The 12,732-nt window shown below is 63.9% G+C and carries 11 protein-coding genes; all 11 read right to left on the reverse strand.

Features of this window, described 5'->3' with window-relative positions; translation table 11 throughout:
- Window positions 1–32 precede the first annotated feature (32 nt).
- Complete coding sequence (carB, locus tag HPS01S_RS09120; RefSeq protein WP_066154297.1) at window positions 33–3,317, reverse strand: carbamoyl-phosphate synthase large subunit; 3,285 nt, start codon at window positions 3,315–3,317, stop codon at window positions 33–35.
- A 34-nt stretch (window positions 3,318–3,351) separates the two neighbouring features.
- Window positions 3,352–3,714: a hypothetical protein gene (locus HPS01S_RS09125; RefSeq protein WP_066154300.1), complete on the reverse strand. Its 363-nt coding sequence runs from the start codon at window positions 3,712–3,714 to the stop codon at window positions 3,352–3,354.
- Window positions 3,715–3,736: 22 nt separating this feature from the next.
- A complete protein-coding gene (carA, locus tag HPS01S_RS09130; RefSeq protein ID WP_255284193.1) occupies window positions 3,737–4,891 on the reverse strand; it encodes a glutamine-hydrolyzing carbamoyl-phosphate synthase small subunit in 1,155 nt (384 codons plus the stop codon).
- 178 nt (window positions 4,892–5,069) lie between these two features.
- Window positions 5,070–5,849: a TrmH family RNA methyltransferase gene (locus HPS01S_RS09135; RefSeq protein ID WP_066154306.1), complete on the reverse strand. Its 780-nt coding sequence runs from the start codon at window positions 5,847–5,849 to the stop codon at window positions 5,070–5,072.
- Window positions 5,846–6,475, reverse strand: coding sequence for a ribonuclease HII (rnhB, locus tag HPS01S_RS09140; protein ID WP_066154309.1), 630 nt, complete (start codon window positions 6,473–6,475; stop codon window positions 5,846–5,848). The genes HPS01S_RS09135 and rnhB overlap by 4 nt, the downstream gene beginning before the upstream one ends.
- Window positions 6,447–7,586, reverse strand: a complete 1,140-nt coding sequence (gene lpxB, locus HPS01S_RS09145) for a lipid-A-disaccharide synthase (RefSeq protein WP_174545238.1) — start codon at window positions 7,584–7,586, stop codon at window positions 6,447–6,449. Before lpxB ends, rnhB begins: the two co-directional genes overlap by 29 nt.
- 16 nt (window positions 7,587–7,602) lie before the next feature.
- Window positions 7,603–8,391 (reverse strand): acyl-ACP--UDP-N-acetylglucosamine O-acyltransferase, encoded by a 789-nt coding sequence (gene lpxA, locus HPS01S_RS09150; protein ID WP_066154312.1) that lies wholly within the window; start codon window positions 8,389–8,391, stop codon window positions 7,603–7,605.
- A gap of 19 nt (window positions 8,392–8,410) precedes the next feature.
- Window positions 8,411–8,848 carry a 3-hydroxyacyl-ACP dehydratase FabZ gene (gene fabZ / locus HPS01S_RS09155; RefSeq protein ID WP_066154315.1) on the reverse strand — a complete coding sequence of 146 codons (438 nt, stop codon included), beginning with the start codon at window positions 8,846–8,848 and terminating at the stop codon, window positions 8,411–8,413.
- Window positions 8,849–8,859: 11 nt separating this feature from the next.
- Window positions 8,860–9,903 carry a UDP-3-O-(3-hydroxymyristoyl)glucosamine N-acyltransferase gene (lpxD, locus tag HPS01S_RS09160; RefSeq protein WP_066154323.1) on the reverse strand — a complete coding sequence of 348 codons (1,044 nt, stop codon included), beginning with the start codon at window positions 9,901–9,903 and terminating at the stop codon, window positions 8,860–8,862.
- A gap of 8 nt (window positions 9,904–9,911) precedes the next feature.
- Window positions 9,912–10,430 carry an OmpH/Skp family outer membrane protein gene (locus HPS01S_RS09165; protein WP_066154325.1) on the reverse strand — a complete coding sequence of 173 codons (519 nt, stop codon included), beginning with the start codon at window positions 10,428–10,430 and terminating at the stop codon, window positions 9,912–9,914.
- Window positions 10,430–12,730 (reverse strand): outer membrane protein assembly factor BamA, encoded by a 2,301-nt coding sequence (gene bamA / locus HPS01S_RS09170; RefSeq protein WP_066154328.1) that lies wholly within the window; start codon window positions 12,728–12,730, stop codon window positions 10,430–10,432. Before bamA ends, HPS01S_RS09165 begins: the two co-directional genes overlap by 1 nt.
- Window positions 12,731–12,732: the final 2 nt, after the last annotated feature.

A 12,732-nucleotide genomic window follows, 5' to 3' on the forward strand; every position in this document is an offset into this window, starting at 1 on the left:
ATGCCCGCGGGGAACAAGGGGACTAACGCGAATCAGGCTGTCAGCTGCGCGTGCATGTCCTGCACCGAGATCACACCCAGGCTGTCCATGTGCCGCATGCCCTCCACCGCCGCTTCCGCACCGGAGATGGTGGTGAAGGTGGTCACGCGGGCCAGCAGCGCCGACGTGCGGATGGCGCGCGAATCGGCGATTGCGTTGCGGCGCTCCTCGACCGTGTTGATCACCAGGGCGATCTCGCCGTTCTTGATCATGTCCACGATGTGCGGGCGGCCTTCGGTGACCTTGTTGACCGTCTGCACCGGAATGCCGGCCGCGCCGATGGCCGCCGCCGTGCCCCGCGTGGCCACCAGCTCGAAACCGAGTGCGACCAGCTGGCGCGCTACTTCCACGGCGCGCGGCTTGTCGCCGTTCTTCACGGTCAGGAACACCTTGCCAGAACGCGGCAGCTTGGTGCCAGCGCCCAGCTGGCTCTTGACGAAGGCCTCGCCGAAGGTCTTGCCGACGCCCATGACCTCACCGGTGGACTTCATCTCCGGGCCAAGGATGGTGTCCACGCCCGGGAACTTCACGAACGGGAACACGGCTTCCTTGACGCTGAAGTACGGCGGCGTGACCTCGGCGCCGATGCCCTGCTGGTCCAGCGTCTGGCCGGCCATGCAGCGCGCCGCCACCTTGGCCAGCTGGATGCCGGTGGCCTTGGAGACGAAGGGCACCGTGCGCGAGGCGCGCGGGTTCACTTCGAGCACGAAGATCACATCGGTCTTGACGCCGTTCTCTTCCTTCTCCTGGATCGCGAACTGCACGTTCATCAGCCCCACCACGTTCAGGCCTTCGGCCATCGCGGCGGTCTGACGCTTGAGCTCGTCGATCGTGTCCTTGGACAGGTAGTACGGCGGCAGCGAGCAGGCGGAATCACCGGAGTGCACGCCGGCCTGTTCGATGTGCTCCATCACGCCACCGATGAACACGCGGCCGGCGCTGTCGCGCACGGCGTCCACGTCACACTCGATGGCGTCGTTCAGGAATCGGTCCAGCAACACCGGCGAGTCGTTGCTCACCTTCACCGCTTCGCGCATGTAGCGCTCCAGGTCGCGCTGCTCGTGCACGATTTCCATCGCGCGACCGCCCAGCACATAGCTTGGGCGCACCACCAGCGGGTAGCCCAGGGCTGCGGCCTTCTCCAGCGCATCGGCTTCGGTGCGGGCTGTGGCGTTGGGCGGCTGGCGCAGGCCCAGGTCGTGCAGCAGCTTCTGGAAGCGCTCACGGTCTTCGGCCGCATCGATCATGTCGGGTGTGGTGCCGATGATGGGCACGCCATTGGCTTCCAGACCGAGTGCGAGCTTCAGCGGCGTCTGGCCACCGTACTGCACGATCACGCCGACCGGCTTTTCCTTGTCGACGATTTCCAGCACGTCTTCCAGCGTCAGCGGCTCGAAGTACAGGCGGTCGCTGGTGTCGTAGTCCGTGGACACGGTTTCCGGGTTGCAGTTGACCATGATGGTCTCGTACCCGTCTTCGCGCATGGCCAGCGCGGCGTGCACGCAGCAGTAGTCGAACTCGATGCCCTGGCCAATGCGGTTCGGACCTCCACCCAGCACCATGATCTTCTTCTTGTCGGTCGGCTCGGCTTCGCACTCGCCGTCGCCATGGCCTTCGTAGGTGGAGTAAAGGTAGGCGGTGTCGGTGGCGAACTCGGCCGCGCAGGTGTCCACCCGCTTGTAGACCGGGCGCACGTTCAGCGCCTTGCGACGTTCGCGCACGGCGGTGTCGGTGGTGGCCAGCAGCTTGGCGAGGCGGCGGTCGGAGAAGCCCTTCTTCTTCAGGCCGCGCAGCGTGTCGGCGTCCAGGCTGGTCAGCGCGCCCTCGCCTTTCTCGGCCACCAGCTGGTCCATGGCCATCTCGAGCTTGATGATTTCCTCGATCTGGATCAGGAACCACTTGTCGATCTTGGTGAACTGGTGCACCTCGTCAAGCGACCAGCCGGCGGCGAAGGCATCGCCCACGTACCAGATGCGCTCTGGGCCGGGTTCGCCCAGCTCGCGCTCCAGCGTCTCGCGGTCCTGGGTTTTCTCATTCATGCCGTCGACGCCGACTTCCAGACCGCGCAGGGCCTTCTGGAACGACTCCTGGAAGGTGCGGCCCATGGCCATCACCTCGCCCACCGACTTCATCTGCGTGGTCAGGCGGCTGTCGGCCGTCGGGAACTTCTCGAAGGCGAAACGAGGAATCTTGGTGACCACGTAGTCGATCGAGGGCTCGAACGACGCGGGCGTGGCGCCACCGGTGATCTCGTTGCGCAACTCGTCCAGCGTGTAGCCCACGGCCAGTTTGGCGGCGACTTTGGCGATCGGGAAGCCGGTGGCCTTGGAGGCCAGGGCCGACGAACGCGAGACGCGCGGGTTCATTTCGATCACCACCATGCGGCCGTCGGCCGGGTTGATGGAGAACTGCACGTTGGAGCCACCGGTGTCGACGCCAATTTCGCGCAGCACCGCCAGCGAGGCGTTGCGCAGGATCTGGTATTCCTTGTCGGTCAGCGTCTGGGCGGGCGCGACGGTAATGGAGTCGCCAGTGTGCACACCCATCGGGTCCAGGTTCTCGATGGAGCAGACGATGATGCAGTTGTCCGCCTTGTCGCGCACCACTTCCATCTCGTACTCTTTCCAGCCCAGCAGCGATTCTTCGATCAGCAGCTCGTTGGTCGGCGAGGCTTCCAGGCCGCGCTTGCAGATGGTCTCGAACTCTTCCGGGTTGTAGGCGATGCCGCCGCCGGTGCCACCCAGCGTGAAGCTGGGACGGATCACGGTCGGGAAACCGGTCATCTTCTGAACCGCCCAGGCCTCTTCCATGCTGTGGGCGATGCCCGAGCGCGCGGAGCCCAGACCGATCTTGGTCATGGCGTCCTTGAACTTCAGGCGGTCTTCGGCCTTGTCGATGGCCTCCGGTGTGGCGCCGATCAGTTCCACGCCGTAGCGCGCCAGCACGCCGTTGCGCCACAGGTCCAGCGCGCAGTTCAGCGCGGTCTGGCCGCCCATGGTCGGCAGGATGGCAAAACCGCCCGGGGTCTGGGGCCGTTCCTTGGCGATGATCTTCTCGACCGTCTGCCAGGTGATGGGCTCGATGTAGGTGACGTCGGCCGTGGCCGGGTCGGTCATGATGGTGGCCGGGTTGCTGTTGATCAGCACCACCCGGTAGCCCTCTTCGCGCAGGGCCTTGCAGGCCTGCACGCCCGAGTAATCGAACTCGCAGGCCTGGCCGATGATGATCGGGCCAGCTCCGATGATGAGGACGGTCTGGATGTCTGTTCTTTTCGGCATGGGTTCGCTTGTGTATCTAGGCGGCAGGTCGGGCTCAGGCCTGGCGCTGGGTTTCCAGTTTGTTCAGCAAGGCCTGCACGCGTTCGGCAGGCACGTTCTTCTGCATCAGCTGCAGCAGGCCGTCGCCTTCGATGATCGGGCGCAGCACTTCGACCTCGGCGGGATAGAACAAGGCATCCCACGCAGCCATTTCGGTGTTGAAGGTCTCGTCGTCCCAGGTCTTGCCCTTGGCGATCAGGGTGACCAGCGGCATCGCCTTGTTTTCGATGAAAGCCTTGCGGTAGGGCTTCTGCGCCCAGCGCTGGCCGAACCACTCCTTGTGGGGCGACTCCAGACCCAGCATGCGCTTGGCGATGGCCTTCTCGATCGCAAAAACCGGGAAACTGAAGAGCTTCATGGGTGGTTCCTTGGGTGCGGGCTCAGGCCTTGGCCTGCATCAGGTCGATGAAGCGGTCGAACAGGTAGCCGATGTCGTGCGGGCCAGGCGAGGCTTCCGGGTGGCCCTGGAAGCAGAACGCCGGCTTGTCGGTGCGGGCCAGACCCTGCAGCGTGCCGTCGAACAGGCTCACGTGCGTCGGGCGCAGATTGCCGGGCAGGCTCTTCTCATCCACCGCAAAACCGTGGTTCTGGCTGGTGATGGAGACGCGGCCGCTGTCCAGGTCCTTGACCGGGTGATTGGCACCATGGTGGCCGAACTTCATCTTGAAAGTCCTGGCGCCTGACGCCAGCGCCATGATCTGGTGGCCCAGGCAGATGCCGAAGGTCGGCGTGCCAGTCTCGATCAGTTCCTTGGCGGCGGCGATGGCGTAGTCGCACGGCTCCGGGTCGCCAGGGCCGTTGGACAGGAAGATGCCATCGGGCTGGTGCTTGAGCACCTCGGCTGCCGGCGTCTGCGCCGGCACCACCGTGACCTTGCAGCCTCGCTCGGCCAGCATGCGCAGGATGTTCTTCTTGACGCCGAAGTCGTAGGCGACCACATGGAACTTCGGTGCCGCCTGCTCGCCGTAGCCGCTGCCCAGCGTCCACTCGGACTGGGTCCAGTCGTAGGACGCTGTCGCGGACACCACCTTGGCCAGATCCTGACCTGCCATGTTCGGCGCGGCCTGGGCCGCGGCAACCGCCTGCGCACGGTGTGCGTCGGTGATCACCTCACCGGCCGGCAGGGCCAGGATGCAGCCGTTCTGCGCGCCCTTGGTGCGCAGCAGACGCGTCAGCGCCCGGGTGTCGAGGTCGGCGATGGCCACGGTGCCTTCGCGCTGCAGGTACTGGGACAGCGTCTCTTCGGAACGGAAGTTGGACGCCAGAAGGGGCAGGTCTTTGATGATCAGGCCAGCGGCGTGGATGCGGTCGGCTTCCACGTCCTCACGGTTCACGCCGGTGTTGCCGATGTGGGGGTATGTGAGGGTGACGATTTGCTGGCAATAGCTCGGATCGGTGAGGATTTCCTGGTAGCCGGTGATCGAGGTGTTGAACACCACCTCGCCGGTCGTCTGACCGGTGGCCCCGATGGAAACCCCCGTAAAGACCGTGCCGTCGGCGAGCGCAAGAAGGGCTTTCGGATGGACGGGAAGCACGGTTTTCTCCAGAGGTTTTTCGGACGCACCCACGCCCGCCATGGGGCACAACCGGGGAGATTCGCGCCCGCTCCCGCATCGTCGCAGAGAATCGCGACAGCAGGCTAGGGGCGGGGAACCTGGGCAGGAAGCCGGGGCGGACGCAGCGAGATGCGTCGATTGCGGGTAAACCCCGGAATTATAGCGGCAGGGCCCTGGCCGCCGCGCTCGCGTGCAGGCAGATCGCGGCTGCAGCGGCCACGTTCAGCGACTCCTCGCCCCCGGGCTGTGTGATGCGGACCGAGCGGCTGGCCATGGCCTCCAGCTCAGGACGCACGCCCTGCCCCTCATGCCCCATGACCCAGGCGCAAGGCCAGGGCAGCTCGGAGCGGTGCAGGAACTCGCCTCTGTGGGAACTGGTGACCAGCATGGGCACAGCGAGCGGCCTCAGATCATCCAGTGCCAGCCCCTCGACCAGCCGGAGCGCGAAATGCGCCCCCATGCCTGCCCGCAGCACTTTGGGCGACCACAGGCCGGCGGTGCCCTTGAGCGCCAGCACCTGGCCAAACCCCATCGCAGCGGCGCTGCGCAGGATGGAGCCGACGTTGCCGGCGTCCTGCAGGCGGTCCAGCACCACCGTCGAAGCCGCCGGGTCCGGTGCCGGGCGGGTCGGTAGATCCCAGAGGAAGCCCATGCCGGCAGGTGACTCCAGTCCGCTCACGCCCGCCATCAATGACTCAGAAACCAACACCCGGTGCTCACAGGCCACCCGCATGGCGTCGGCGGCATCCGACCAGCCGCGCTCCGTGAACACCGCCGTGGTCGGACGCTGGCCCCGGGCCAGCATGGCCCGGCACAGGTGATCGCCCTCCAGCCAGACCTGTCCCTGTTTTCGATAAGCCATGCTGTCCTGGGAGAGCAGGCGCAGGCGCTTGAGCAAGGGGTTGTCCCGCGAGGTGATCAGAATGGGTTCGTTCATGCGCCATGCTCCTGCATCGCCTGGGCCACTGGTGCAAACGAGCGCCGGTGTTCCGGCAACGGACCGAATTCGCGCAGCGCCGCCAGGTGCTGCGCCGTACCGTAGCCCTTGTGGCGATCAAAGCCGTAGAGCGGGTGCTGCGCGTGAAGTTCGTCGAGCATGCGGTCGCGCGTGACCTTGGCCAGGATGGAGGCGGCTGAGATGGCCTGCACCAGCGCGTCACCGGACACGATGGCCTCGGCCACCACGTCCAGCACCGGCAAGCGGTTGCCATCCACCAGCACCTTCGCCGGTTTCAGGCGCAAGCCCTTGACCGCGCGCTGCATGGCCAGCATGGTGGCCTGCAGGATGTTGAGCCGGTCGATCTCCTCCACGGTCGCGAGCGCCACGCTGCAGCACAGGGCTTTGGCCCGGATTTCGTCGAACAGTTTTTCGCGGCGCAACGCGGTCAGCTTCTTGGAGTCGGCCAGTCCCTTGATCGGCTTGTGGTCATCCAGAATCACGGCCGCCGCCACCACCGGCCCAGCCAGGGGCCCGCGGCCGGCCTCGTCCACACCCGCAACCAGCCCGGGAACGTCCCAGGCGAGGCTGACCTGCTCAGCCCGCAAGAACTTTTTCGATCGCATCGGTGGCCAGGCGTGCCGTGTCACGCTGCAGCAGATGGTGCAGCTGGGTGAAGCGCTCCTCCAGAGCCGCCGCACGCTGGGGAGAATCCAGCCAGGCGAGCGTGGCTTCGGCCAGCGCCGCCGGCGTCGCAGCGTCCTGCAACAGTTCGGGGACCACAAAATCGCTGCTCAGGATGTTGGGCAGTCCGACCCACGGCTGCAACTGCTTGCGACGCATGATGATCCAGGACAGCCAGTGCATGTTGTAGGCGATCACCATGGGGCGCTTGAACAGCGCCGCCTCCAGCGTGGCCGTGCCCGACGCGATCAGCGTCACGTCGCACGCAGCCAGCACCTCGTGCGAACGCCCCTGGACGATCAGCACATCCTGAAGACCTGCGTCCCGGGAGTGGGCCTCGATGACTTCACGCAATGCGGGGACCGCAGGCACCACGAAGCGCAGCCCTGGACGGCGCGACCGCATCAGCACCGCCGCATCGAAGAATCGGCGGGCCAGGTACTGAACCTCCGAGCGCCGGCTGCCAGGAAGAATGGCCACGACCGGCCCCTCGCCTTCGATGCCCAACGCACGTCGTGCGGCCAGACGATCCGGGACAAGCGGAATCACGCTGGCAATCGGGTGACCCACATAGGTGGCAGCAATTTCGTGGCGAGCGAGCAGTTCGGGCTCGAACGGGAAGATGCACAACACGTGGTCGGCACTACGACGGATCTTTTCCACCCGCTCCGGACGCCAGGCCCAGATCGACGGGCAGATGAAATGCACCGTCTTCACGCCCGCCGAGCGGAGGCTGCTCTCGAGATCGAGGTTGAAATCAGGCGCATCCACGCCGATGAAGGCGTCGGGCCGCTCCTGCAGCAGGCGCTCCCGGAGTTGTGTGCGAATGCCCGCAATCTCCCGGTAGTGGCGCAACACCTCGACATAGCCTCGCACGGCCAGCTTGTCGCTGGACCACCAAGCCTCGAAGCCCTGCTTTGCCATGGCCGCGCCACCGATGCCGACAGCCGACAGATCGGGCCAGCGGCCCTTGAGCCCCTTCAGAAGCAGACCTGCGAGCAGATCGCCCGACGTTTCGCCGGCGACCAGCGCGACACGGCGGGACGCATTCATGACCGGTGATGAGAAATCAGCGCGCAATGCCGCGCGTTGCCGCAGACAGGAAGCGGCTCATCAAGGCCACGTCCTCTGCCGCCTCGGGCGTCTCGGTTGCCAACGCATCAATGCCGGCGCGTGCAGCATCGAGTGTGAGGCCCTGCCGGTAGAGCAGTCTGTGCATCTGCTTGATCGCCGCGATCCGCGCGGCGGAAAAGTCGCGTCGCCTGAGCCCGACAGTGTTCAGCCCACGCACCGCCAGCGGGTTGCCGTCCACCAGCATGTACGGGGGCACATCCTGCGTGACCGCACTGGCAAAGCCGATCATCGCGTGTGCGCCCACCGAGACAAACTGGTGAATGCCAGTCAGTCCGCCCACGGTCACCCAGTCGGCCAGCAACACGTGCCCTGCCAGGGTGGTGTTGTTCGCCAGCGTGGTGTGGTTGGCCACGTGGCAGTCGTGCGCAATGTGGGTGTAGGCCATGATCCAGTTGTGGTCTCCCACCGTGGTACGGCCACCTGCCCCTGGCACCCCGAGGTTGAAGGTGCAGAACTCGCGGATCGTGTTGTGGTTGCCGATGATCAGCTCGGTGGGTTCACCCGCGTACTTCTTGTCCTGCGGCACCGCACCAATCGAGTTGAACTGGAAGATGCGGTTGTGCGCACCGATGGTGGTGCGACCTTCGATCACGCAGTGCGCGCCAATCGACGTACCTGCACCGATCTTCACATGGGGCCCGACGATGGTGTACGGGCCGACCGAAACCGAATCGTCGAGCTCCGCAGAAGGGTCCACCAGCGCAGTGGGATGAATCTGCGTCACGTCAGCAGCCCCCCACCACTCAGGACACCGTGCGCATGGTGCACATCAACTCGGCCTCGCAGACCACGTCGTCGCCCACCCGGGTCACGCCCTTGAACTTGTAGATACCCGCGCGCACACGGTCCAACTCAATGTCCATGACCAACTGATCCCCTGGTTCAACCGGTCGCTTGAAGCGGGCGCCGTCAATGCCGGCAAAGTAATAGACGGTGTTGTCGTCCATTGTGACCCCGGCGGTGTCGAAGGCCAGCAGCGCTGCCGCCTGGGCCATGGCCTCCAGCATGAGCACGCCAGGCATCACTGGACGGTTCGGAAAGTGACCACCGAAGAACGGCTCATTGATGGTGACATTCTTCAGCGCCTTGATGCGCTTGCCCTTTTCGATCTCCAGCACACGGTCCACCAGCAGGAACGGGTAACGGTGAGGCAGTTGTTTTCGGATCTGGTGGATGTCCATTGTGTTGATGCTCAGCTTTTCGGAAGATTGTTTTCAACTCGTTGTTCGAGGGCACGCACGCGTTCGCGCAAGCGACCCAGTTGCTTGAGCGATGCGGCGTTCTTTTCCCAGGCCGCATTGTCGTCGATGGGGAACATGCCGGTGTACAGCCCAGGCTGATGGATCGAACGGGTCACCACCGTCGCTGCGGAAATGTTCACCCGGTCTGCAAGCGTCAGATGGCCCAGCACAATGGCGCCACCGCCGACCGAACAATGCGCACCAATCGTGGCCGTGCCCGCCACGCCGACACAACCCGCCATCGCCGTGTGATCGCCGATGCTCACGTTGTGACCGATCTGTATCAGGTTGTCGAGCTTGACTCCATTGCCGATGACCGTGTCGTCCAGCGCGCCGCGGTCGATGCAGGTGTTGGCGCCGATTTCGACATCGTTCCCGATACGGACGGCACCCAACTGCTCTATCTTGACCCACTCTCCCTGATGAGGTGCGAACCCGAAGCCGTCGGCACCAATGACCACGCCGGGATGAAGAATGCAGCGTTGACCAACCACACAACGGTCGCCGATGTTGACCCTGGCGTGGAGCAGTGTCTCATCTCCTACCGTGGCATCTCTGCCCACGATGGAATGGGGTCCGATTCGCGCCCCGTCACCAATCCTTGCCCCAGGGCCGACGACGGCAAACGGACCGATCGACACGCGATCTCCGATGACTGCGGATGGGTGGATGCTCGCGGAAGGGTCGACCCGAGGCGCCTCTGCAGGCTCGTGCTGAGCCTTCCACCATTGGGTCAGGCGGGCAAAGTACAGATACGGATCGTCGCAGACAATACAGGCACCGCGCGACATGGCCGCATCTCTCAGGCCGGCGGGAATGATCAAAGCACCCGCCGCTGTTGTCTGGATCTGGGCCGCGTAGCGCGCCTGGGCAACGAATGAAAGCTCGTCCGCCCGGGCCGTTGCGAGCGGCGCCAGACGGTGAATCTGCAGACTGGCGTTCCCGACGAGCTCTCCACCCAGGGCGCCGACGATGTCGCCGAGCGACCGGGACATGACGGGCCTTACTTGGTGTTGTTCAAGCCACTGAGCACCTTGTCGGTGATGTCGTGCTTGGGGTTGATATAGACCGCCTCCTGAAGGATCAGGTCGTACTTTTCAGTTTCGGCCACCTGCTTGATCACTCGATTGGCTTTTTCAAGCAACTGCTGAACTTCTTCGTTCTTGCGCATGGTGACGTCTTCCTGAAACTCCCGCTGCTTGCGCTGGAAGTCCCGGTCCTGGTCCACCAGTTGCCGCTGGCGGGTCACTCGCTGTGCTTCGGGCAGTGTGGGGGCGTCGCGTTCAAGCTTCTCGGACGCAGCCTTGAGCTGTGCGGCCAGCCCCTGCAGATCCTTCTCGCGTCGGGAGAATTCCTGCTCCAGCTTGGTCTGTGACGCCTTCGCCATGTTGGCCTCACGCAGAATGCGCTCGGTGTTGACGAAACCCACACGAAAGTCCTGGGCTGCCGCTGTCAAGGTCACGCAGGTGGCTGCGAGAAAAACGGCCAGGTGACGGGCAAAGCGACGCTGCAAGGTCTTCATCAAAAGGATGTTCCGATCTGAAACTGGAATTTCTGGATTCTATCGCCGGAGAACTTGCGCACCGGGTTGGCGAGCGCAAAGCGCAAGGGGCCGACCGGTGAGATCCAGCTCAGGCCTACGCCCACCGAAGAGCGCATCTTGCTGAAGTCGACACTTTCCGATTCACCATAGACGTTGCCTGCGTCAACAAACGCAAACCAGCGCAATGTGCGGTCGTTGCCTGCCCCCGGGAAGGGTGCGATGAACTCTGCATTGAAGACGATATTGCGGGCCCCGCCGATGTTGACGGTTTCGCCGGTCGTCGATCCGATGACTGCCGAGGTTGGGCCAAGGGTTCCCTGCTCGAAGCCGCGAACCGACCCGAGGCCACCGCCGTAAAAGTTGCGCAACACCGGGAACGTCTTGCCTCCCAGCCCCTTGCCGACACCGAGTTCGGTGTTGAATGCAAAGGTGTATTGGCGGGTGATGGGCAGATACTGCTGGAACTGATAGGTGAGCTTGGCATACCGCCGGTCTCCCCCGAGGCCAAATTCGGAGTTGAGCCGCTGCAGTCGACCCTCCGTCGGGACGAGAGCGCTGTCTCTGTTGTCACGCGCCCAGCCAATGGTCGCAGGCAGATAGGTTCCCCCCTGGTCTCGATAGGCCTCGGGAAGCTGGTCCCCCTCCTTCACCTTGACCCGCTCCGCCCCGACCCCGAAGAAAACGGTGTCGGTCTCGGTGAAAGGCACGCCAAACCGCACACCGACCCCAGGCGTGGCGATTTCGTAGTCCCCGCCCTGCGCGTCATAGGGGCGGGTGGTTTTGTAGTACAGGTCAAAGGTCCGGGAAACACCATCCTGGGTAAAGTAGGGGTTGGTGGTACTCAGGACAAACTGGCGGTTGTAGGAACTGGTGTTGAGATCCAGCCCCAGATAGTTGCCGGAGCCGAAGACGTTTTCCTGCTTGATGCTGGCAATCAGCGACAGCTTGTCGGCCTGCGAATAACCAGCACCAATCGACAGGTTGCCCGTGGGCTTTTCGGCCACCGTCACCGTGAGATCCACCTGGTCATTGGTGCCCGGCACTGGCTCGGTGTCGATCCCGACCTCCGTGAAGAACCCCAGCCGGTCAATGCGGTCGCGCGAGAGCCGGATGCGATCGCTGTCATACCAGGCCGACTCAAATTGGCGGAACTCGCGGCGGATGATTTCGTCACGGGTCCGATTGTTGCCTTCCACATTGATCCGGCGAACGTACACCCGACGCGACGGTTGGGCCCTCAGCGCGAACGCCACACGGTTGTTGACACGATCAATCAGGGGGGCCGCCTCCACTTGCGCGAACGCGTACCCGAATGCCCCGAAGTAGTCCGTGAATGCCTTGACGGTGCGCGCCACATCTTCAGCGTTGTAGGCTTCACCCGCGCGAATGCTCACAAGCGACTTGAACTCCTGCTCTTTGCCGAGGTACTCGCCCTCAAGCGCGACAGAAGACACCACGAAGCGATTGCCTTCGCTGATGTTGATGGTGACCGACATGTCCTGCTTGTCAGGTGAGATGGCCACCTGGGTGGACTCGACCTTGAACTCAAGGTATCCACGCGCGAGATAGTATGAGCGCAGGGTTTCCAGATCGGCGTTGAGCTTGGCCCGTGAGTAGCGATCAGCCTTGGTGTACCAGCTCATCCAGCCACCCGTGTCCAGATCGAACAGGTCGCGCAAGGTCGACTCGGAGAACGCTTGGTTGCCGACGATGCGGATGTCCTTGATCTTCGCCACCTCACCTTCCACTACATTGAAGTTGAGGTTGACCCGGTTGCGCTCACCCGGGGTCACGGTGGTCACCACTTGAGCGGCGTACATGCTGCGGTTGATGTACTGACGCTTGAGCTCCTGCTCGGCGCGGTCGGCCAGCGCCTTGTCAAACGGCCTGCCTTCAGCGAGCCCAACCTCCCTAAGCGCCTTCTTGAGCACCTCGGCATCAAACTCCTTGATGCCAGTGAAGCTCACATCAGCCACCGACGGACGTTCTTCCACGATCACCACGAGAACGTCCCCGTTGATCTGCAGCCGCACATCGGAAAAAAGCCCCAGACCAAACAGAGCCCGAATGGCGGAAGACCCTTTGTCGTCGGTGTACTGGTCACCAATACGGAAAGGCAAGGACGCAAACACGGTGCCCGGCTCGACGCGCTGCAGGCCCTCGACCCGGATGTCCTTGAGTGTGAATGGGTCCACGGCCCAGGCGGGCAAGGCCATCAACAAGGAAGTAGCAATGGCGGACAGTTTGAGCCCGCGCAGGCTGGAGGCAAATGGTTTCATGT

This window comes from Hydrogenophaga pseudoflava NBRC 102511, assembly GCF_001592285.1.
Taxonomy (GTDB): Bacteria; Pseudomonadota; Gammaproteobacteria; order Burkholderiales; family Burkholderiaceae_C; genus Hydrogenophaga; species Hydrogenophaga pseudoflava.

Bases quoted from the DNA above. Each gene is read 5' to 3' on its own strand.
- carB (WP_066154297.1), bottom strand. From the start codon at position 3,317: ATGCCGAAAAGAACAGACATCCAGACCGTCCTCATCATCGGAGCTGGC.
- HPS01S_RS09125 (WP_066154300.1), bottom strand. From the start codon at position 3,714: ATGAAGCTCTTCAGTTTCCCGGTTTTTGCGATCGAGAAGGCCATCGCC.
- HPS01S_RS09135 (WP_066154306.1), bottom strand. From the start codon at position 5,849: ATGAACGAACCCATTCTGATCACCTCGCGGGACAACCCCTTGCTCAAG.
- rnhB (WP_066154309.1), bottom strand. From the start codon at position 6,475: ATGCGATCGAAAAAGTTCTTGCGGGCTGAGCAGGTCAGCCTCGCCTGG.
- lpxB (WP_174545238.1), bottom strand. From the start codon at position 7,586: ATGAATGCGTCCCGCCGTGTCGCGCTGGTCGCCGGCGAAACGTCGGGC.
- fabZ (WP_066154315.1), bottom strand. From the start codon at position 8,848: ATGGACATCCACCAGATCCGAAAACAACTGCCTCACCGTTACCCGTTC.
- lpxD (WP_066154323.1), bottom strand. From the start codon at position 9,903: ATGTCCCGGTCGCTCGGCGACATCGTCGGCGCCCTGGGTGGAGAGCTC.
- HPS01S_RS09165 (WP_066154325.1), bottom strand. From the start codon at position 10,430: ATGAAGACCTTGCAGCGTCGCTTTGCCCGTCACCTGGCCGTTTTTCTC.
- bamA (WP_066154328.1), bottom strand. From the start codon at position 12,730: ATGAAACCATTTGCCTCCAGCCTGCGCGGGCTCAAACTGTCCGCCATT.